At 47.3% G+C, this 21,525-nt stretch carries 21 protein-coding genes; 10 read left to right on the top strand and 11 right to left on the bottom strand.

Features of this window, described 5'->3' with window-relative positions:
- Window positions 1–21: 21 nt before the first annotated feature.
- Entirely contained in the window at window positions 22–225 is a 204-nt protein-coding gene (locus T411_RS0109700; protein ID WP_001243592.1) for a CPXCG motif-containing cysteine-rich protein, read from the bottom strand.
- Between the two features lie 157 nt (window positions 226–382).
- Window positions 383–1,249: a fructosamine kinase family protein gene (locus T411_RS0109695; protein WP_000267456.1), complete on the bottom strand. Its 867-nt coding sequence runs from the start codon at window positions 1,247–1,249 to the stop codon at window positions 383–385.
- Between the two features lie 518 nt (window positions 1,250–1,767).
- Between T411_RS0109695 and T411_RS0109690 the strand changes: the two genes are divergently transcribed.
- Window positions 1,768–2,109: a DUF3802 family protein gene (locus tag T411_RS0109690; RefSeq protein ID WP_000259895.1), complete on the top strand. Its 342-nt coding sequence runs from the start codon at window positions 1,768–1,770 to the stop codon at window positions 2,107–2,109.
- A 9-nt stretch (window positions 2,110–2,118) separates the two neighbouring features.
- Here T411_RS0109690 and T411_RS0109685 read toward each other — a convergent pair whose 3' ends face one another.
- A complete protein-coding gene (locus T411_RS0109685) occupies window positions 2,119–2,619 on the bottom strand; it encodes a C40 family peptidase (RefSeq protein WP_000958712.1) in 501 nt (166 codons plus the stop codon).
- An 88-nt stretch (window positions 2,620–2,707) separates the two neighbouring features.
- On the opposite strand from T411_RS0109685, the gene T411_RS0109680 reads away from it, so the two are divergent.
- Window positions 2,708–4,729, top strand: a complete 2,022-nt coding sequence (locus T411_RS0109680) for a methyl-accepting chemotaxis protein (protein ID WP_001229324.1) — start codon at window positions 2,708–2,710, stop codon at window positions 4,727–4,729.
- A gap of 1 nt (window position 4,730) precedes the next feature.
- Here the strand turns inward: T411_RS0109680 and T411_RS0109675 are convergent, their stop codons facing one another.
- On the bottom strand, window positions 4,731–5,522 hold the full coding sequence (locus tag T411_RS0109675; RefSeq protein WP_000003105.1) for a sterol desaturase family protein: 792 nt from the start codon (window positions 5,520–5,522) through the stop codon (window positions 4,731–4,733).
- Window positions 5,523–5,621: 99 nt separating this feature from the next.
- Here T411_RS0109675 and T411_RS0109670 point away from each other — a divergent pair, with 99 nt between their 5' ends.
- Window positions 5,622–6,359 carry a tRNA-uridine aminocarboxypropyltransferase gene (locus tag T411_RS0109670; RefSeq protein WP_001900033.1) on the top strand — a complete coding sequence of 246 codons (738 nt, stop codon included), beginning with the start codon at window positions 5,622–5,624 and terminating at the stop codon, window positions 6,357–6,359.
- 162 nt (window positions 6,360–6,521) lie between these two features.
- Window positions 6,522–7,430, top strand: a complete 909-nt coding sequence (nagK, locus tag T411_RS0109665) for an N-acetylglucosamine kinase (protein WP_000291355.1) — start codon at window positions 6,522–6,524, stop codon at window positions 7,428–7,430.
- Between the two features lie 206 nt (window positions 7,431–7,636).
- Here the strand turns inward: nagK and T411_RS0109660 are convergent, their stop codons facing one another.
- Window positions 7,637–7,912, bottom strand: a complete 276-nt coding sequence (locus T411_RS0109660; protein WP_000124575.1) for a DUF2960 domain-containing protein — start codon at window positions 7,910–7,912, stop codon at window positions 7,637–7,639.
- A gap of 614 nt (window positions 7,913–8,526) precedes the next feature.
- On the opposite strand from T411_RS0109660, the gene T411_RS1000000121570 reads away from it, so the two are divergent.
- Window positions 8,527–8,907, top strand: coding sequence for a type 2 periplasmic-binding domain-containing protein (locus tag T411_RS1000000121570; protein WP_001881320.1), 381 nt, complete (start codon window positions 8,527–8,529; stop codon window positions 8,905–8,907).
- A gap of 89 nt (window positions 8,908–8,996) precedes the next feature.
- Here T411_RS1000000121570 and T411_RS0109640 read toward each other — a convergent pair whose 3' ends face one another.
- From T411_RS0109640 to T411_RS0109620, 5 genes are read right to left on the bottom strand one after another with little or no spacing between them, the layout of a single operon-like run.
- A complete protein-coding gene (locus T411_RS0109640) occupies window positions 8,997–10,817 on the bottom strand; it encodes a bifunctional molybdopterin-guanine dinucleotide biosynthesis adaptor protein MobB/molybdopterin molybdotransferase MoeA (protein WP_000561939.1) in 1,821 nt (606 codons plus the stop codon).
- Entirely contained in the window at window positions 10,814–11,425 is a 612-nt protein-coding gene (mobA, locus tag T411_RS0109635; protein ID WP_000633519.1) for a molybdenum cofactor guanylyltransferase MobA, read from the bottom strand. Before mobA ends, T411_RS0109640 begins: the two co-directional genes overlap by 4 nt.
- The gene (locus T411_RS0109630) at window positions 11,379–12,101 is read right to left on the bottom strand and encodes an energy-coupling factor ABC transporter ATP-binding protein (protein ID WP_000152997.1); all 723 of its coding nucleotides are present in this window, start codon (window positions 12,099–12,101) and stop codon (window positions 11,379–11,381) included. Before T411_RS0109630 ends, mobA begins: the two co-directional genes overlap by 47 nt.
- An 8-nt stretch (window positions 12,102–12,109) precedes the next feature.
- Window positions 12,110–12,808 (bottom strand): ABC transporter permease, encoded by a 699-nt coding sequence (locus T411_RS0109625; protein WP_000061034.1) that lies wholly within the window; start codon window positions 12,806–12,808, stop codon window positions 12,110–12,112.
- A 6-nt stretch (window positions 12,809–12,814) separates the two neighbouring features.
- A complete protein-coding gene (locus T411_RS0109620) occupies window positions 12,815–13,630 on the bottom strand; it encodes an ABC transporter substrate-binding protein (RefSeq protein ID WP_000753826.1) in 816 nt (271 codons plus the stop codon).
- 303 nt (window positions 13,631–13,933) lie between these two features.
- On the opposite strand from T411_RS0109620, the gene T411_RS0109615 reads away from it, so the two are divergent.
- The 3 genes from T411_RS0109615 to T411_RS0109605 all read left to right on the top strand — a co-directional run bounded on the left by T411_RS0109615 (window position 13,934) and on the right by T411_RS0109605 (window position 19,215).
- Window positions 13,934–15,388 (top strand): sigma-54-dependent transcriptional regulator, encoded by a 1,455-nt coding sequence (locus T411_RS0109615; protein ID WP_000075518.1) that lies wholly within the window; start codon window positions 13,934–13,936, stop codon window positions 15,386–15,388.
- Window positions 15,378–17,411 (top strand): sensor histidine kinase, encoded by a 2,034-nt coding sequence (locus tag T411_RS0109610; protein ID WP_000645087.1) that lies wholly within the window; start codon window positions 15,378–15,380, stop codon window positions 17,409–17,411. Before T411_RS0109615 ends, T411_RS0109610 begins: the two co-directional genes overlap by 11 nt.
- A gap of 211 nt (window positions 17,412–17,622) precedes the next feature.
- Entirely contained in the window at window positions 17,623–19,215 is a 1,593-nt protein-coding gene (locus tag T411_RS0109605) for an ABC-F family ATPase (RefSeq protein ID WP_000625979.1), read from the top strand.
- Between the two features lie 106 nt (window positions 19,216–19,321).
- On the opposite strand, the gene fdhD is transcribed toward T411_RS0109605, so the two are convergent.
- Entirely contained in the window at window positions 19,322–20,155 is an 834-nt protein-coding gene (gene fdhD, locus T411_RS0109600) for a formate dehydrogenase accessory sulfurtransferase FdhD (protein ID WP_001118351.1), read from the bottom strand.
- A 224-nt stretch (window positions 20,156–20,379) separates the two neighbouring features.
- Here fdhD and T411_RS0109595 point away from each other — a divergent pair, with 224 nt between their 5' ends.
- Window positions 20,380–20,856 (top strand): DUF3305 domain-containing protein, encoded by a 477-nt coding sequence (locus tag T411_RS0109595; protein ID WP_000139762.1) that lies wholly within the window; start codon window positions 20,380–20,382, stop codon window positions 20,854–20,856.
- Window positions 20,846–21,448 (top strand): DUF3306 domain-containing protein, encoded by a 603-nt coding sequence (locus tag T411_RS0109590; protein WP_000179983.1) that lies wholly within the window; start codon window positions 20,846–20,848, stop codon window positions 21,446–21,448. Before T411_RS0109595 ends, T411_RS0109590 begins: the two co-directional genes overlap by 11 nt.
- Window positions 21,449–21,525: the final 77 nt, after the last annotated feature.

Genomic DNA, 21,525 nt, shown 5'->3' with positions numbered 1-21,525 from the left:
GCTCTATACAAAATCGAATGATTAGAAAATTTGTTCATCGTCTGCATCAACATACAACTCAATGGTATCGTGCAGCTCATCAACTGTCATGTTGAGATGGATTGCGTGACAGCAGGCTGGGCAATCATCATAAAACTCCTGACTTCCGTTCGAAGCATCTAAAGTCAAACGGATCCCGTGACCGCAATGCGGACAGGTAACTGACTTTTCCGTGAAGTTTCTCATATCTCTCTTCCTTACGTCCTTTGAGATACAGTAATACTAAGCAGGGAAGTTTCTTAAAGCGTAAAATTAAGTCTAAAGTTTGAAGGTCAACATAAAATCAACAATTAAGTCTGGCAGCTATGATCCAAGAAAAATCAATGAGTAACAGTTAAAGCATTCAGTAAGACAATATCTTCTCAATCAATTTCTGTGCTTCATCCAAATAATGCCCACCAAACTGGTTATAGTGGTTTAGTACATGATAAAGGTTGTAGATATCTTTTCGTTCTTCATAACCCCAATCGAGTGGCCACACGCTTTCATAGCCTTGGAAGAACTCAGGTTGAAAACCACCAAACCATTCAGCGAGAGCAATATCACACTCGCGATCTCCCCAATAACAAGCAGGGTCAAAGCACAAGGGGCCATTAACGATGTTGGCGACATTGCCAAACCAGAGATCACCATGCAGTAGAGAAGGGCGCGGAGAGTGGTTGGCCAAACGAGTTTTGACCATCTCAACAAACTCATTGATGTTGGTGAGGTTGACCCCTTTTTCTTGCATTAGCTGTAGCTGCCAACCGATACGCTGCTCTGCAAAAAATAATGCCCACTTTTTGTGCCAAGGGTTAGGTTGAACTGTCGCTCCAATGTAATTATCGATATCGAAGCCAAACTCTTTTTGCTCTCCCCAGCGATGCAGGTTGGCCAGTTGCACCCCAAATTCGTAACTTCGTTCGGCGTCATCTAATGGCTTGGTCGCTAAATAATTAAGCACCAGATAAGCATGCGTTTTGCTCGTGCCGTGCAGAATGTACTCGGGTACTTGAACGGTATTGGACTCGCGCATCACACGCAAGTTTTCCACCTCGGCGGTAAATTTGGTCAGATACTCGCGTTGGTTTGTTTTCACAAAATAACGATCTATTCCATCGCTAACCATAAAGCATTCATTAATGTCACCCCCATGCACTTTTTCTTTTTCAACGAGGTGAAAATCTTTGCCCAACTGCTCGGACAATTGTTGAATAATTGCTGGCCACATAATTCAAGCTCTCGGTTATTGATCTGCATACTGGCTATAACTTGAATCTACAGTGGTGTTGGCTAGGTTCGTTCATCCCAATCACAATGTTTATCTATGCTCATGGAGATGAACTCACTTGCCGCCTACCTGTAACTCCAAGTCGTTTGGGTATAGTTTATGCCAAGCGCTCCAATATGAAAGTTTATGAGTGCACATAAATCTAACTTGAGTAAAAATTGCAGAAGTAGAAACACCTAAGTGTGATTTAACTCATAAAATCATTATGTTCACTCCCATAATATCGTGCGCAGTGTGCGTCATGAGATGGCACTGCAAACAATTTTTCGAATAATGGGATAAAACTCATCTCAGTCAGTTTTAGCTCATAATTAAGCCGTACTAAGCGAAATAATCGAACTCTTGGTGGAAAGTGCAGCAACTAGCATTTGCCATCTGTGAAAATGGCTATTCATGTCTTAGTATTAAACAAGATACAAACTAACTGGCGAACAGCAGCAGTAAAGCGGAGAAAGAATGTGGTTGTAGAAACCGATGGATATCTGGCCCTGATTGAACATCTGTCATTCAATATGGATGTTTTCACTCAGGAAGGGGATACGGGAACTGAAAGTGTTGAAGATGTCATCACAGATATGGTGGCAAGCAACATCATGTCTATTTTTGAACAAAACCCTGAGCTTCATTCTAGTGTTCGCTTCCAATTACTGAAAGAAGCCGATTCGGTGGTCGAAGACTTAGGCGAAGTGTTAGCGGGGGTTTGGTATCGCCCCGCGACTAATGAGCAGATCGCCTTTTTGGATGAATACATCGCCCTAGTGAAAAACTTGTTTGACTCAGCCGTTGCGAAATACGACTAACCCCATTCATTAGTTTGACAACAAAGGCGGATTCTCAATCCGCCTAAAATGCCAAAATTTTGAAGCCCAGTAAGGGTTATCCATTCTCGAAATGATCACGCCTTTCGACGTTGAAGCGTGCATAAACTGCTTATCCCCTAAATAGACACCGACGTGAATATTGGTGCGGGATGTCTTAAAAAATACCAGATCCCCATATTGAGCATGTTCATATGCGATTTTCTGACCCGTTTGCGCTTGAGACTGTGTGGTGCGCGGTAAATCTCGTTGCCATGCGTCGCGGTAAGCAATTTGTACAAAAGCTGAACAATCAATGCCGTTTTTGCTATTCCCGCCTAAACGATAGGGTACGCCGCGCCACTCTGTGAATACACTCGAAAAGTTCGCCAATGGTAGGTTACTCGAATTCGGTTCGGATACAGAAGTATCAGGCTCGGAAGGCGGAGTGGCTGTACACCCGACAAGGAATCCTAGAATAAGCAGAGAAAACGTTTGCTTGACCGTCAACATGAGTCACCTTATTGACAAAAAAATGAAATAAAACTGAAACAGCCACTACCTACCATGGCGTCGACTCTCAAACCTAAGACGCATTTACATGGCTTTGACAAAAAATTTATCCTTAACCCAAACACTCGGTGCGGTGTTTCTATGCATAACCATACTGATGATTAGCTTATCTGTCACCAGTTTACGTGGCATAGAGCGGGTTGGCGCTCAGTTTAATCAACTGTCTGAACAAGCTTTGCCCTTTGCGCTTAATAATGCAGCGTTAACGCAAAATTTTCTCGAACAAGTGAAGTACCTAGGTTATGGCACTCGTAGCCAATCTGAGCAAGAGCTCAATCAAGTGCTCAATGAATGGCAAAAGCTGGATGCTCAAGCGGGAGATGAAATAACAAGATTGCAGCAGAACGTACAATTGCTCTCTAGCGCTGAAGCGGTTCAACAAGCCGAGCAGTTACAGCGAGAGATCCTTCATTTTCAACAGCTAGCCCAATCGATTCTCAAACTTCAACAACTGCAATTGAGTAAAACAGCACAAATCAGTGAGCAAGCGAAACAATTTCGTTATGGCTTGAGTTCAATCGGACCTGAAATGGGCCGTATCGCCTCGTTTTTAGCGGTGGATAACCCAGAAGCCATGGATGCAGCGAACCGATTTACCGCCAGTGCCAGCGCAATGGAAAGTGCTTTTTTATTGCTGTTTATCGAAGAAGAGATGTCAGCAGCGCAAAAATACCGCCAAGAGTTAAAAAATCGGGTAGCGGGATTGGAACTGGCGTTTGATGACTTCAAAGAGTGGTACCCAGAAATTAAAGATTACGCGAGCTTAACTGCCCCCTATGAAATGGTGTTAGCAGGCTTTCAAGCGCAAGCCGTGATAGAGCAGATCATTAATAAACTGGAAGACGCGCAACAACAAAATAAGGATTTTGCAAGCGCTGCAGAGGTTGCGCAGCAACTTGTCACGCAGCTCAATCAGTGGTCAACATTGGCTCAACAACACATTGTGCAGGGTAAGCAAGAGGTAACATCAACCATTTCTGCCGTCACCCTCACACAGCAAATCAGCGGCACTCTCTTGGTGCTGGCGATTTTGGCGGTGTGGTTTGGCTTGCGCCGTTGGATAGGGCGAGCGCTGAACAACATCACTCGTCATCTCGCGCAGTTAACACAACATAAGCTTAACCACAGATTAGATTTAGTCGGGCCGCAAGATTTTCAAAATGTCGCAGCGCAACTCAATCAAGTGATCGTATCAACGCATGAGTCGCTCGCATTAGTCACGCGCAACTGCGAAACGCTCTACCAAACGGCTGAGCTGAGCCATGGTTCCGCAGAACAATCAAACCAAAGCTTAGCGGCGCAAAATCAAGCCTTGTTGACCATGGCTGCAACCATTAATCAACTGGATGCATCAATTCGCGAAATCGCCGGAGTGAGTCACGATTCGTACACGGATTCTGTGGAAGCGGCGGAACATTCCGCGCAAGGTGTGAAGGTGATAGAGCAGAATCAGCAGCGTTTACAAGCATTAGAAACCACCTTAGCGGTTAATGATGCGGCGATGTCTGAACTCAATCAGCGCGTAACCAGTATTCGTGAAATGGTGGATATGATCAGTGGCATTGCCGATAGCACCAATTTGTTAGCGCTGAATGCGGCGATTGAAGCCGCACGAGCCGGAGAGCAAGGGCGCGGTTTTGCCGTAGTGGCTGACGAAGTTCGTAAATTGGCCAGTGATACCAGTAAACAGACCACCAATATTCGTGACATGATGAATGAGTTGGTGACTGCGGCCAGTAAATCACGCCAAGCGGTGGATGAATCGCGTAAAGAGATGGTCACCGCCCTACAATCGAGTGAAGAAGTAAAAAGTACCTTTATGCAGATTGAGCGTGCAGTGGCACATATTCGCACTCGAGTCGAGCAGATCACTCAAGCGACCGAAGAACAAAAGCGAGCCACGGCGGATGTAAACAAAGCGGTAGCGCAAATTTCCGAACAAGGGCAAGAAACCAAACGTCAGTTGGATGCCATGTTGGAAAGCGCGGAACAAGTCGCAGAGATTGCTGGTCATCAACAAGCGATGTTGCATAAGTATGAGTTGAACTGATTTAACGTTCGCGAAACGGTTGAGTCAGCATTTTATCCAGCCACTGTTCTCGTGCTTGACGAAACAGTGGCAAGCCAATCTTCATTCGCTCATGGCCCATTTCTGGCTGCGCAATATAGGTGTGAAACATCTTGTCCCATATCGAAAGAAAAAAGCCGAAGTTGGAGTGGGTCTCGTGAACTAAAACGGAGTGGTGGACTCGGTGCATGTCCGGTGTTACAACCAGTAAACGCAGCCACTGGTCGATTTTATAGGGCAGCTTAGCATTGCTGTGATTAAACATCGCGCTGGCATTGAGCAAAATTTCAAACACCACGACGGCCAACGGAGATGCACCCAATAACGTCACTGCGCCGATTTTTATCCACGCAGAAATCATTATTTCGAGCGGATGAAAGCGACTGCCAGTGGTGACATCAATATCTTGATCTGCATGGTGCATGCGGTGTAGCCGCCACAACAAAGGAATACGGTGAAACAACAGGTGCTGCCAATAAATCACCGCATCCAGTAATACCACCGCAACGAAGAGCGCGATGAAAGGTGGGATCTCCAACCAATACAGCAAGCCAAACTGTTGGCTTTGCGCCCATTGCGCGGCACTGAAGGCTAAAATTGGCATCAGCGCGGTGATCAAAAGACTATTAAAGCCAACCAATCCGAGGTTATTCAGCCAGCGAACCCGCTTGCTTTGCGACAAGGTTTTGCGTGGACGATTCGATTCCCACAAGGCACAAATCACTAATACAGAGAAAAAAATCGCTAAGCGGATCAGCTCAATTTGTTCACTCATTGGGTTCTCCTTGATTTGGGCCACGTCGAGAATCTTTACTGGCGCAAAAGCCCTGTGGTCAGTAAAATCGCAGCCATTTTTCCGCCAGTAGTCCGAGCCATGAGAATTCACGCGTTTCATCACTTATATCAATATCGCCTAGAACGTTCAACCAAGCCATTTTTAGCGCGGGGTGGCAAGATTAAACGCTGCTTGTACTGTCTGGTTGAGTTGACGCACTGCTTGTGTGCCCATCAGCCTGATATTGAAAGCCAAGTGGCGGTACTGCTGATCGTCTCTGAAAACGAAGTATTTAAACCCAGCAACACTGGGCGCTTAATTGCAGACACGGTGAAAGAGACCTATGTATATCAATGGAGTCGTACGGAGCCAAACCCAGAGATGCTCGCGTTACTCAGTAACCCTGCCTATTATCCGGTGCTGATTTTTCCCGCGGAAACGGAAGAGGACAAAACTCGCGTGTTAAGCCCAATCCCCACTGAGTTTGCAGGCAAAAAACCATTATTGGTATTGATTGATGGCAGTTGGCGTGAAGCGAAACGCATCTTTCGCAAATCTCCGTATCTTGCATCATTGCCTTTGGTATCGGTGGAGCCGGAACGCTTATCGCAATACATCATGCGTAAATCGGAAAACGAACAGCACTTGGCAACGGCAGAAGTGGCTAGCTTGGTGTTGGACATGTTCGGTGATCGACACTCCGCAAGTACGTTATCGCTGTGGTTCGAAGCATTTAAAGAAACTTACCTGACCTGCAAATCGCGCAATAAGCCGAGTATTACTAAACCCGCATTGCAACGATGGATAGCACATCAACAAAACGCGAACTGCCTCTAAACTTGCGTGTGACCTTGGTCGCTTATTGTGCAATCAGTGCCATTGGCCAGATAAATAAGTGCTTTGTCACGGACTGTTGAGGGTAGCTTGTGGATAATACGCCTCACTTTTGTGTTTTTATTTTTTCCCAAGGCTGGGATAGGAAATTGAGGAGAGAAGGCCATGTATTACGGCTTTGATGTGGGCGGAACCAAAATTGAATTTGGTGCGTTCAATGAACAGTTAGAACGCGTTGCCACGGAACGCGTCGCGACACCAACGGATGACTATGCCAAATTGGTGGAGACTATTGCCGGGTTAGTCCATAAATACGATGCGCAATTTGGCGTCGAAGGTACGGTTGGTCTGGGTATTCCGGGCATGGAAGATGCCGATAATGGCTGCGTATTGACCGTTAACGTGCCTGCAGCCAAAGGCAAACCGCTGCGTGCCGATTTGGAAACCAAACTCGGCCGCGTAGTGAAAGTGGAAAATGATGCGAACTGTTTTGCGCTCTCTGAAGCTTGGGATGATGAGCTAAAAGAAGCGGCTTCCGTGATGGGCTTGATTCTAGGTACCGGTTTTGGTGGCGGACTGGTCTACGAAGGTAAAGTGTTCTCAGGTCGTAACCACGTAGCGGGTGAAATTGGCCACATGCGCCTACCGATTGATGCTTGGTTCCATCTTGGTGAAAAAGCCCCATTACTGGGCTGTGGCTGCGGCAATAAAGGTTGTATGGACAACTATCTCTCTGGCCGTGGCTTTGAGCTGTTATACGAGCACTATTACGGCGAAAAGAAAAAAGCGATTGATATCATCACCGCACAGAAAGAGGGTGAATCCAAAGCCGTTGAGCACGTTGAGCGCTTTATGGAATTGCTGGCGATCTGTTTCGCCAATATTTTTACTGCCAACGATCCACACGTGGTGGTGTTAGGCGGCGGATTATCAAACTACGATCTGATTTATGAAGAAATGCCAAAGCGTGTGCCTAAGCATCTGCTCTCTGTTGCGAAATGCCCGAAAATCGTTAAAGCCAAACATGGCGACTCCGGCGGCGTGCGCGGAGCGGCTTTCCTCAACATTAAATAAGTTGAAGATCAACAGAATAAATTAAGGGCTTGCACTGCAAGCCCTTTTCCCCTTCCTACTTGAAGTTGCAGCGGTGTTGGCTGCGTTCATTCACCCCAATCACATAGTTTGTCTATGCTCATGGGGATTCACTCGCTTGCCGCCTACCTGCAACTCCAAGTCGTTTGGGTATCGGTATTTTAAAATTACAGCTAAAGCATATTGGCTTAGCGAGTCGCTTTTGGTTTTTTGCCTACACCAAAATTCTCTTTAGGTTGTAGCGTGATGATACCGAAACCGAGCTTTTTGAAGTGGTTATCACGGAAGTTACGCACCGATTTAGTATCTGAAATCGCTTCCAGTTGCATCTCCATCTTCAGAAATTCGGTCAGGTCAATGCCTTCCGCTTCGGCTACCGCTTCATGAATGTTGTGATGCTTTTCGTATGAGAAAGTCAGCGTTTTCTCTTGGTTTTTGTAGGTGTAAATAATTGTACGAGCCATGTTTTCTCTCGACGCTGAGCAGCGTTTATGTCGTTAAGATTTTATGACTGCGATGATAGCACAAGCCAAAAGCGGTATTGCAGCAATATTCTCGACTTTCTTTGCGATGAACAGAGATAGGGTAATTGTGACTTTTGGTGAGTTAAAGGTTGAGTTTATGGTTATTTTTCCACTCAAGCTCTATGCTTTCTCTAGTTATGTGTGAGGTCTAGTCTATGAACTATTTCATTCGTCAGTCTTGGTTATTTTTCTTTACAGTCACAAGTTCTTTTCATGTTTCAGCTACAACGACTCTTCGATTAGCCTACTCAGATATTGAATCTTACCCGTTTCAGATGGGCAATGGTGAGTCTGTTGCCAATCCTCCTGGTCTAGCGTTAGATGTCCTCAATGATGTCGCAACTAAGTTGGAACTGAAAATTGAATATGTTCGTCTTCCTGGTAAACGGGTATTGGATTACATTGATACAGGCAAAGTAGATGGCGGTTTTATCTTTTCTTACAACACACTACGAGCTCAGTATGCTCGTTATCCAATGCAAGATGATAGTCCGGATAGCCAAAAACGGATTGCCACGATCGGTTATTACTTTTACACGCTTCAAGATCAGAAATTGGATTGGGATGGAGAGAAAATTTTGAATACCGAACAACAAGTCGGTGCTCACTTAGGATTTTCGATTGTGAATGAGTTGAAGAAAAAACAATTGAATGTTCAAGAAGTCACCACCACAGAACAACTTTTCCAAATGTTACAACTGGGTCGCTTACCTGTTGTCGCCGTTCAAGATACTACCGCTCAGCAGTTTCTCAGTAGTAAAAAAATCAAAAACATCACGAAAGTAGAACCTGCAATCACCACCAAAGATTACTACTTAGTGTTTAGTCACCAATTTTATGATGCGAATGCAGAGATTGCAGAACAGATATGGCGAGAAATTGGAGCACTCAGAGAGGAGGCTCACTCAAAGCATGGAGGTAAATATCTTGAGTGATGATGGATGTTCTTGATTGCCGCTTTTGGTAAAGAGTCCCTATATTGACGTCATACTATGAAGAGAAGCAAGTATAGGGAGTGAACACACTAGATTCTGCCTTGAAGTGGGATGATTGTCACGCTTTCACCGACTTTTACCGTATCAATCGCCGGAGCAATTTCAATCAAGCAGTTCGCTTCACTCATTGAGCGCAAAATCCCCGAACCTTGTTTGCCCGTGGTACGTACTGTCAGTTGTCCTTGCGTATTAAAAGCGTAAACCCCACGGCTGAACTCAGTTCTGCCTTGGCGAGAGCGCAGATCTTCCAACGCAATCGCATTGACTTTCAGTGGTTGCCAACCTTGTTCACCTTGCATTTTACGCAGAGCAGGTTCCACAAAGTTGATGAAAGAAACCATTACCGCGACAGGGTTGCCCGGTAGACCGAAGAAAGGTTTTCCAGCAATCTGGCCAAACGCCAGTGGGCGTCCCGGACGCATATTGATCCGCCAAAAATCAATTTGTCCCAGCTTCTCTAGCGCGGATTTGATGAAATCCGCATCGCCCACAGAAACACCACCGGAAGTGATCACCACATCAGCCTGTTTTGCTGCTTGCTCAAGCACTTGCATCATTTTTGCTTCGTCATCTTCGATGATACCGAGATCGATCACTTGGCAGCCGAGCTGTTTGAGTAATCCTGTCAGAGTAAAACGGTTGGAATCAAAAATAGAGTTTGGCTCAATGTCACCGCCGGGCGCTTGTACTTCATCGCCTGTCGAAAAAATCGCGACTTTAAGCGAGCGAAATGCGTCCGCGTGCGCAAAACCCAGTGACGCCAACATGCCCATTTCTGGAGAAAGCACACGCTGACCTATGCTAAAGACCGCTTGGCCTTGCGCCAAATCTTCACCTGCTTGGCGTACGTTTTGTCCTGCTTTGATTTTGGCACCCGCAAAACTGACCAGTTCGCCGTTTTGCGTGGCTTGCTCACGCATTACTACCGTATCAGCACCGAGTGGCATTGGTGCGCCAGTCATAATCTTCACCGCTTCGCCGCGTTCAACCGTTTTCGGATAATGACTACCGGCGAGCACTTCCGCCACTACACGGTAGCTATCGCGTTCAAGATCATCACTGCGCAGCGCATAGCCATCCATCGCTGAGTTGCGATAGGCGGGCACATTGTTCGGAGAGAAAACTTCACGCGCCAGTACGCGTTGATAGCACTCTTGAATCGCTACCGATTCTGTCTCTGCCAAAGGTGAGATGAGCGAGAGGATCTTCTCGCGGCCTTGTTCTACAGAAAGGAAAGCAGGGGATAAAGTGTCGCAGCATGCCGCTGCATTGTTTTTGGAATCTGACACTGTGTGTGGTTGAATCTGCTGCGCGCGCCACTTATTGACATAATCCAAAACGAAATCAGCGATCGCATCGAGATCATTAATGTGCATTTGCGGCAGATCCGTTGCGACCGTCTCATCGGCAGCAATCGCAATGATGTTTTTATCATGAGGGTAAAGCCAAGGCTTACCGACTTCCGCGCGGTGCAGTTCAATTTTTGGAAAAGCGATATTTTTACAGCCTTCAACCAAAATCACATCGAGCTTTTCAGCATCAAATCGAGTCAACAGATAATCAAACTCCGCTTCGGCATCGGGGGTTTCGGTTATTAGCGCATGACGGTTACGCGACGCAATCAGCATTTGAGACGCTCCCGCTTTACGTAAGCGATAACTGTCTTTGCCTGGCTTATCGACATCAAAATCGTGGTGCGCGTGTTTCAGCAGACCAATGCGCAAACCAGTTGCTGTCAGTTTAGGCAGCAGGGCTTCTAGCAGCGTCGTTTTTCCGGTGCCAGAATAGGCAGCGAAACCGAGTAGTGGCAGGTTAGGGCGTTGAGGATTCTGGTGTGCAGAAGCAATCATGGATGTAACGCTCCAAATTGCGCCAACTCTTGTGGCGTATTCAAATTAAAAAAGCAGCTTGGTGCATCGCTAAAATCGACGTAAGAAGTATGGCATTCATCGTAAAGCAAGATGATTTTGCGATCGCCACGGGCTAAAAAGGCGCTGAGTTTGGGTAACACGCGTTTATGAAATAGGGTAAACACAGGTTGCTGATGTTCACCATCATGAGCCACTAAAATATCGCTCTCGGGTTTGACAGCCTGACAGAAACGGGCGACTAAATCATCGCAAATTAACGGGCTATCACAAGGGACAAAGCCGACCCAATCGGTTGGTGCATGGCTTAAACCGGCATGAATGCCGCCTAACGGTCCCGGATAATCTGGAAACTCATCACTGATCACCGGCGCAAATTGTTGGTATTGGCTTTGGTTGCGATTGGCGTTGATGAGCAAAGTCGGCGTTTGTGGGGCCAACTTATCGATCACATGTTGAACCAGGGGCTGACCATTCAACTGGATCAGGCCTTTGTCTTGTCCTCCCATGCGGCTGGCTTGTCCGCCAGCAAGAATCACCCAGCTAGTGTCGGAAGGTTGAAGCGTGGGAAGTGTTTGTGTGGTTATCATTGTTTTCTTTCACAATCTGCAGCAAAGGCGACTCAATCAGTTGACGCTCTTTAATCCACCACTGCTTTTTACACAGCGCCGTGAGGGCGTTGGTTTGGTGGCTAGTGATGACAAGACTGGAGCCGCGCTCTAATAAATCTCGCGCCATTATAACCAATCTCTCGATAGATTCTTGATCCAATGACGCACTCGGCTCATCCATCAACAAAATAGAGGGCTTGAGGATCCACGCTCGCGCCATCGCTACGCGCTGTTTTTCTCCGCCGGAAAGCACAGAAATATGCTCATCGGCCAGCGTTTCTAGCCCGACCATACGCAAGGCAGTGATCACTTGCGCGCGCTTTTCATGCGCAGACAAGCCACTGAAACGAATGCCGTACACCACATTTTGATAAACCGTGTCATCAAACAGGTAGGGGCTTTGATGAAGATAGACAACTTCTGAGGTCGCGGAAGTCAAAAACAAGCGCTGCCACCAAGGTTTACGGCCAAGCACTCTACCATTGCTCGGCTCTAACAAGCCCGCGAGAATTTTCAATAAGGTGGTTTTACCCACACCATTGTCGCCCTTAAGGTAAATGGCATCATTAGGGCCGATGGCGATCTCGGGAATATGAAATAACACGCGATCTTTAAAACGCATGGAAAGCTGCTGTGCGGTAAGTTTGATCGTCATGATTGGCCTTATGTCCTTAAATAGCCTTTGCCCCGTAGGGAAGAGAGCAGAAAGTTGAGCCCTAGCGCTAAGGCAAGCAGCACCATACCCAGCGCCACCCCCTGCGCAAAAGCGCCTTTATTGCTTTCCAATGAAATGGCCGTTGGGATATTGCGGGTCAAGCCCATGATATTGCCACCGACCATCATTGAGCAGCCAACTTCGGTCACGATACGGGAAAAACCCGCAATGGTTGCGGCCATTAAAGGAAAGCGCGCTTCCCAGACTAAGGTTGCAAAGAGCCTAGGTACGGAAGCTCCCAGCGTCATTGAAGTTTCTAGCGAGCGGCGATCAGTCGATTGCAACGCACCATGCATCATGGCAACCAGAATCGGAAAACAGATCAGTGCTTGACCTAAAATCATCGCTTGCTGGGTAAACAGCATCTGCCAATCACCCAGCGGGCCTGCGCGTGAGAGCAACATATACAGCAGCAGACCTATCACGACAGTTGGAACCGCTTGCAGGGTATTGATCAGCGAAAGCAGAGTCCATTTACCGCGAAAATTGGTGTACGCCAGCACAAAAGAGAGCACCACAGAGGGGATGAGCACCAGAGCAATGGCCGTTAGCGAAACACTAAAGGAGACCGCAACGATCTCCCATAGCTTAGGATCTAGACTCACCAACAGATGCAAGGCATCTAGGGTTGTTTGCCAAAGACTCATCGAGGATTACTGCTTGTCCGCATTGGCCACAAAGAGTTGTTGGCCATTGACTTTAAACTCGTTAATCAACTGCTGGCCTTTAGGGTTCACCAGCCAATCACTAAACACTTTAGCGGCATGATATTGGGTGGTTGGGTAACGCTCAGGGTTGACAATGATCACTTGGTAAGGGTTAAACAGTTGCTCATCACCTTCAAACAGAATCTTGAGAGCCAACTTATTGTTGTAAGCCAGCCAAGTCCCTCGGTCGGTCAGGGTATAAGCCTGCATTTCTGACGCCATATTCAGTGTTGGACCCATGCCTTGACCAATAGAACGGTAGCCACCGAAATTCGGTTCAATCTTGTTTTGTGCCCAAATGCCGAGCTCTTTCTTGTGTGTGCCGGAATCATCACCACGTGAGATAAATACAGCGCCGCTTTTAGCAATATTTTCAAATACTTTCGCGATGTTCTTTTCATCGGCGATTTTAGCCGGATCACTTTCTGGGCCAACCACCACAAAGTCGTTGTACATCAGTTTACGTGGTAGAACACCGAAACCTGCCTCAACAAAGCTGGCTTCGGCTTTCGGTGCATGGGTCATCACCAAATCCACATCGCCATTTTCGCCCATTTTCAGCGCTTTACCTGTGCCAGTGGCGATCACATCCACTTTATAACCCGTATCTTGCTCAAATTTTGGCAGGAGGTAATCAAGCAAGCCAGAATCGTAAGTACTGGTGGTGGTCGCAAGACGAATACGAGCGTCATCGGCACTAGAAGCCGAGTAACTGACCAAAATTAACGAAGCGGCTGCGAGGGTAAAGGTTGTTTTTTTCATTGTGAATTCCATGACGGTACGTTGGAGGTAAAGTCAGCGATCTAGATCAGCTAATACACTGATAACACTGAATGAAATCAATTGCTGATGAGTTTATACGAAACAGAGGTATAGCAAATGGGATGCCAACGTCATTCTTACTCATTGAGGGCTATTTTCCCTGCAAAAAGTCGGTGATTTGTGGCAAATCTGGCCTAAAGATAGTGACACTTTAAACCGTGTGGGACAAAATGTCGCAAATTACGCCTAGCCAATGTAAGGTTAATTGAGTCGTTCTGTCTCAATAAGTTATGGAATCCCTCTATGTCACCAGTTTTGGATCTCAATCAAACCCATTTATATCAAGCCTTCTCTGTTTTACTTGTTGATGACGAAGTCGGTATGCAACTGGTACTGAAAAAAGCGCTGAGTAAATGGTTTTCGCGCGTCGATTTAGCCAGCAGCATTGAAGAGGCCGAGGTGCTGCGTGGTGAGCATCACTACGACTTGCTGATTTTAGACATCAACCTACCGGGACGCTCAGGGATTGAATGGGAAGAAGCGTTTACCGATCCGGATCACCGCGCGGATGTGATTTTTATGACCGGATTCGCGGATCTTGAGACCGCCATCAGCGCTCTCAAACTGGGGGCAAGCGATTTTATCCTCAAGCCATTTAACCTCGAACAAATGCTGCAAGCGGTGCAACGCTGTATGAATAAGCGCCTCAATGAGCGTTTGCAGTACGCCTTGCAGCGTGATTTTCAACGCCACTGCACAACACAAATCATCGGCAGTTCAGTGCAAACCGAATTACTCAAGCAGCGCATTGTTCAATTTGCTCCGTCGCGCGCTTCGGTGCTGATTGAAGGGGAATCGGGGACGGGCAAAGAGTTGGTCGCACGCGGCATCCATGAAGCGAGTGGTCGCCAAGGTCCTTTTGTGCCAATCAACTGCGGCGCGATTGCGCCAGAACTGCTGGAAAGTGAACTGTTTGGGCACACCTCTGGGGCATTTACCGGCGCGAAGAAGAGTCGTGAAGGGCTGTTTCGCGTGGCTAACGGCGGCACTCTGTTTTTGGATGAAATCGGCGAAATGCCACTGACCATGCAAGCCTCGCTATTACGGGTTTTAGAACAACGCGCGGTGCGCCCAGTGGGTTCGGAAAAAGAGGTGAATGTGGACGTGCGAGTGGTGGCCGCCACCAACCGTAATCTGCAACAAGAAGTCGAAAATGGCCGTTTCCGCGGCGATCTTTACTACCGGCTTAATGTGTTGAAAATCGAAGTGAGCCCACTGCGTGAGCGCAAGCAAGATCTGCATGAACTGTTGCCGTTTTTCACCAAAATGCTCTGTGCGGAACTGGGGATGCCAATGCCTAAATGGGCGTATGAAGATATCTCTTCGATGCAAGACTATGATTGGCCGGGCAATATTCGCGAGTTGAAAAACTTAATTGAGCGCTGCTTGTTATTGGGCAAACCGCCTGCGCATTATTGGCGAGAGCTCAATGGTCTGCCTATTTATGCAGAACCCGAGGTGACAATGTCACAGAGTAATAATTCTGAAATTTCACTTGGTGACAATGTCACGCAGCCCAGCTTGGGATATCCCAACGATTGGCCTCTGAGTGCGGTGGAAAAAGCACATATTCAGCAAATTGTGGCGCTGCATGAGGGCAATAAATCGGCCGCCGCCCGCGATTTAGGCGTGGCACGTAAAACGTTGGAGCGTAAATACAAAGAGTGGGAAAGCGAGGATCTCAGCCATGAAAGCTAAATGGGCTTGGTGGCAAAAATGGCGACACCGTTTTCAAACCACCGTGCGCTATCGGCTGTGGATTCTGACCTCAGCGCCAATTTTTCTCACACTGCTGGCGCTGATTGCGATCACCATTTACTGGTCACTGCATTACACCTGGAACAGTGCTTTAATTGATGTGTCTGAGCGGTTAGGCGTGGCGCAAAACAGTGTAACTCTACTGCAACAGAAACAAGCCAATCACGTTCGCGCGTTTGCAGAATCGTACGATTTTCGCAAGCGTCTGCAAGAGCCGGAAACCCTCAGTACTTTGCCACGTTGGGTGCAAAATCAAAAAAATCGCTATGGCTTAGATTTCTTAAGTTTTGAGCGTGTGGATAGCTTAGAGCAGAAGTTTCGCTATCTCGATCTCACCAAGCGTGAATCCTTCTTTGATGTACTTAGTGCCGATGAGCTAGAAAAGCTCGATCCGGATTTAGCTAAGCAAGCGCAAATCCCGATTCTTAATTCTCAACAGATCGAAACTCGGGGATTAGTCAGTCGTACCGTGATTCCAGTGCGCAATGACTTCGGTGAGATCATAGGTTTTTTGGATGGTGGTTTACTGCTCAATAACAGCACAACCTTAGTCGATCAAATTCGAGATCTCATCTACCCAAGTCATCAAGATCAGCTTCGCCCAACGGGCACTTTAACCCTGTTTTTGGATGACTTACGCGTCAGCACCAACGTGCCTTTAGACAGTAATATCCATGCAGGTCGCGCGATAGGCACACGGGTGTCATCCGAAGTGTTTAATCAAGTGCTCAAAGGTGGTCAGCAGTGGGTTAATCTGGCGTATGTGTATGATGCTTGGTACATCACCGCGTATGAGCCGATTCGCGATCAATACCACAACGAAATTGGCATGCTGTACACCGGCTACTTAATGTGGCCGTTTTTAAAAGCTTACGTGACCAATATTTTAGAAGTCGGGATCATCACGCTTTTCCTGCTGGTGATTTCAGGCCTGTTTGTGTACCGTGGCTCGCGCGATCTGTTTCGTCCTATCGAGCGCATTCACCGTGTAGTGAAAATGGTGCAACTTGGTAAAAACCAGCGTATTGGTCAAATTGGGCTTGATGACAAACATGAACTCGCTCAGCTTGCGAAGCAATTCGACAACATGCTGGATCAGTTGCAGCAACGGAATGAAGAAATCGTGCAAGCCGCGCATGAGTTAGAAGCAAAAGTGCAATCGCGCACCGCCAGTTTGCAAGAGAAAACCGCGCAGCTTGAGCACCACATTGCCTTGCTTAACCAAACGCGCAATAAGTTAGTGGTGCATGAAAAACTGGCGGCACTTGGTGAGCTAACCGCGGGGATTGCCCATGAAATCAATAACCCTACCGCCGTGATTCTCGGTAATACCGAGTTAATTCGTTTTGAGCTTGGTGCTGATGCGAGCAGAGTCGAAGAAGAAATTGATGCCATCTTGCTGCAAATCGAGCGGATCCGAAACATCACGCGCAGCTTGTTGCAATACAGTCGCCAAGGCGGAGTGCAGGACGAAATCACGTGGCAACACGTCAATCCGATCATTGATGAGAGTATTACCTTAGTCAAAACTGGTTCGAAAAAGCGCGATATTGAATTTGTGCTGGAACTGAAAGCGCACAATTCGGTGGAGGTGAATCGCCATCAACTGCTGCAAATTCTGGTTAACCTACAGATGAACGCGATTCATGCCATGAACGGCAAAGGCCGCATCACGATACGTAGCGAAGATTGGGTTGAAGAGGGGCAAAACCGCGGAGCGGTGATCCACATTGAAGATCAAGGTTGTGGCATTAAGCCAGAAAACCTCAAACGTATTTTCGATCCGTTTTATACCACCAAACGTGAGGGGACAGGGCTTGGGCTTTCGGTTTCACAAAGTTTGCTTAGCCAGTCTGGCGGAGAAATTAAAGTGCAGTCTGAATTGGGCGTGGGTAGCACTTTCAGTATCTTCCTGCCTTCCAAAAATGAAGCGAAACTTCGCGAGACCTTGCTGCTTCAATAATCCCCCTACGAAAAGCTCGTTATTTTGTTGGTCATTTCACTTGAGATGACTGACTTTCATGCGCGTTATGTAAATCAGGGCTTGTAGTCTGGGCGCTGAACAAGTAACGTTGCGCAGATTTTTCTATTTGTGATCCCTGTCAGCTTAATTTAGCCACTCGAAGTGCGCCGTTTTAAGTGGGCGGGAATGTTAACGCACTAAGGTACAGGCTTTGATTTCTACAGCGAATATCACTCAACAATTTGGCGCTAAGCCACTGTTTGAAAACATTTCAGTTAAGTTTGGCGAAGGTAATCGCTACGGTCTAATCGGGGCAAATGGCTGTGGTAAATCCACCTTCATGAAAATCCTCAGTGGTGAGCTCGAACCAAGTGGCGGTAATGTGAGCTACGATCCAAACGAGCGCGTTGCCAAGCTGAATCAGGATCAGTTTGCGTACGAAGAGTTCACGGTAATCGACACCGTTATCATGGGTCACAAAGAGTTGTGGAAGGTAAAACAAGAGCGTGACCGTATTTATGCGCTGCCCGAAATGACCGAAGAAGATGGTATGCGTGTTGCCGATCTCGAAGTGGAATTCGCCGAGATGGATGGCTACATGGCAGAATCCAAAGCGGGTGAACTACTTCTCGCGGTGGGTATTCCTCTTGAGCAACATTACGGCCTGATGAGCAGTGTGGCTCCGGGTTGGAAACTGCGTGTGCTGCTGGCGCAAATCCTGTTTGCAGATCCAGATATCATGCTGCTTGACGAACCGACCAACAACTTGGACATCGACACCATTCGCTGGTTGGAAGATACGCTGAATGCGCGTAACTGCACCATGATCATCATCTCGCATGACCGCCACTTCTTAAACTCAGTCTGTACCCACATGGCTGACTTGGATTACGGTGAGCTGCGTATTTACCCAGGCAACTACGACGAATACATGACTGCGGCCACTCAAGCGCGTGAGCGTCTGTTATCTGATAACGCGAAGAAGAAAGCGCAAATTACTGAACTGCAAACCTTCGTAGCGCGCTTCTCGGCGAACGCATCGAAAGCAAAACAAGCGACTTCTCGTGCAAGACAGATTGATAAGATCAAACTGGATGAAGTGAAGGCATCAAGCCGTCAGAACCCATTCATTCGTTTCGAGCAATCGAAAGAGCTATTCCGTAACGCCCTTATTGTTGAAAACCTCAGCCAAGGTTTTGATCATGACCTGTTCAGCAACTTCAACGCGATTTTTGAAGTGGGTGAGCGTGTTGCCATCATCGGTGAGAACGGTGTGGGTAAAACCACATTGCTGAATACCCTAGCTGGCGTACTTGAGCCACGTAGCGGTATGTACAAGTGGTCTGAAAACTCGAATATTGGTTACTATGCGCAAGACCACGCTCACGAGTTCGCAGAAGATCTGAACCTGATGGAGTGGATGGGTCAGTGGCGTCAAGAAGGCGATGATGAGCAAGTGGTTCGCAGCTTCTTGGGCCGTATGCTGTTTGGCCAAGATGACATCAAGAAATCCGTGAAGGTACTGTCGGGTGGTGAGCAAGGTCGTATGTTGCTTGGCAAACTCATGATGCACAAGCCAAACATGCTGCTGCTCGATGAGCCAACCAACCACATGGATATGGAATCGATCGAGTCTTTGAACAACGCCTTAGAGCAATATAAAGGCACGCTGTTCTTCGTATCGCATGACCGCGTATTCGTAGACTCTTTGGCGACTCGCATCATCGAAATTCGTGATGGCAAAATCACTGACTTCAAAGGCACTTACGCTGAGTTCCTGAAATCACGTGGCGTTGAAGGCTAAGTTTCCTAAGCCAATATTTTGCATGCTAAATAATACTAAGAGCCTCTATGTGAGGCTCTTTTGCTATCCGAAACACGTTAAAAACCTCTATGGTGCAAAGACGTTGCTATGCCTCTTCACTGTGGCCTTTCACATCAAACACCATTTTGTCTGCGCCACTGTACACATGAAAGCGACGACCGGAAGCGCGAGCAATCGTGGTAATGCCAAAACGTTGCGCAAGCTCAAGCCCCATTTGAGTCACACCCGAGCGCGATAGCAGCACAGGAATCCCCATTTGCGCCACTTTAATCACCATCTCGGAGGTTAAACGACCTGTGGTGTAAAAAATTTTGTCATCCCCACGCATGCCATTGAGCCACATTTCACCGGCCAAAGTATCCACTGCATTGTGGCGACCGACATCTTCCACAAAAGAGAGCACCCGATCCTCTTGGCAAATTGCGCAGCCATGCACCGCGCCGGCTTTTTTGTAGGTATCGTTGTAGTGAGTCAATGCTTCCAGAGCAGCGTAGATTTGTGACTGTTTAATTGGCTGTTGCGGCACTTGATAATGTTCAAGCTGCTTCATCACGTTGCCATACATGGTGCCTTGGCCACAGCCGGAGGTGACGGTTTTTTTCTTCAGCGCAGGCTCTAAATGGTCAATGTTTTCACGCGTAACCACCGCGGCCGAATGAGTTTCCCAATCGATGATGATGGAATCGAGCGCTTCCGGATCGGAAATAAAACTTTGGTTCTTCAGATAACCCAGCACTAAAGCTTCTGGCCGCGAACCGAGCGTCATCAAGGTCACTATCTCTTTCCAGTTGAGCAGAACAGTGAGAGGGCGTTCACAGGCGATCGATTTCACCAGTTTTTCGCCGTATTCGTCATACACTTCAACCTCAATGGTTTGCAGAGGATTTTCGCTGGTTTTGATGATGGAAGGTTTAGCCACGCTGGATTCCTGTGTATTGCTCGCTTTATTCACCGCCGATCTGTCAGTGCAAATCTTGCGGTAGAGCGAATAAGAAAAAGTGCCGTCAATGTAGCAAAAAGGGTGCCGAATCAAAAACAAACTGCACAAAAGTGATGATGTTGCTCTACTTAAAGCAAGGTACTGGTACCCATGGCGCAATTATTGCTTTAATTTCAACTCTGATTGTTAATTTAGTATGAGTTATGACTGAACAAACTTCTCCTGAATCCTTAACGGATGGTGCTCATAGTAAAACCGACAGCGCTTGGCCGCTCGCTTGCAACCTTGAGCCGCGTTTGGTCTCACGTGGCCGTTGGCAAACCACGCAGTGGATGTTGCACGGTTTCAGTTTAACGCCAGAGGCGCAGAGTCAATATGTCGCAACCTTGCACTTGTATCGTGACGAGCGTACTGACTATCGCTTTAACCTCAGTTCACAAGCGCCAAAGCTGTTCTTGGTTGCCGAAGATCCGATTGAAGATCAGCCGCTTAAAGTCGTGCAATTGACCGCATCGCAAGCCGTCGCCAGCCGCTATATGGACAGCGATTATCTGGTGCTGTCGGCCGATATGCCGCTACCCGTTCAGGCGTGGATGGAAGCCTATATTGGTCGTCACGGTGAGCTACTGGAAATTCGCCGCAAGAAACGTGAAGGCGCGGGGAGGTCTTGTGGCAACTGAAAACAGGTTTTTCTCTCGTTGGTCACAACGTAAATTAACCGCAGAATCAGACCAACTGCTTGATACCCAAAAGAGTTTTGACTCTCAGCCTGTGCAAGAGGAGCCGATAGAAAGTGAGTCCGCTGTAGAAACGGAAAGTGGGTTGGAGAGCCACTCGCTCGAACAACCTCATTCAGCAGAGAATGAAGAACCCAGCGTAGCGAGTTTGTTGGTATCCGATGCGTCGCAAGAACTGAAGAAAGCGGCATTGCGTAAGCTGTTTTTAAGCGGCGAGTTTAGCGAAGTGTGTATGCTGGATGATTACAACGCGGATTACAGCAACACAGCAACCCTCACCACGCAAGTCGCACAAACCTTACGCCAATGGTGTAATGAGCTAGAAACGACGCCAGAGGTTAAGTCTGAACAGGCTATACCGGAAAAAGCCATGTCTGACCAAACTATGACTGATTTAAGCATGCCTGATGAAACGACAGCTTCTGCGCCCGAATTCGCTGAGGATTCTGCGCGGCTTTCTGATCACAATACGCTTTCTTCTTGCGATACTGCGGCATCTGACACACTGAACAGTGAGACAAAATATACCGTATAGAGATTAGGGACATTTTGACTTACTCCTCAATAGGTAGAGTGAGACATAATGTCTCACTCTTATTGTGGCTTTTCATT

This window comes from Vibrio cholerae ATCC 14035, assembly GCF_000621645.1.
Classification (GTDB): Bacteria; Pseudomonadota; Gammaproteobacteria; order Enterobacterales; family Vibrionaceae; genus Vibrio; species Vibrio cholerae.
Note: the sequence above shows the minus strand (reverse complement) of the source record. Positions and strands in the feature narration are given on the sequence as shown.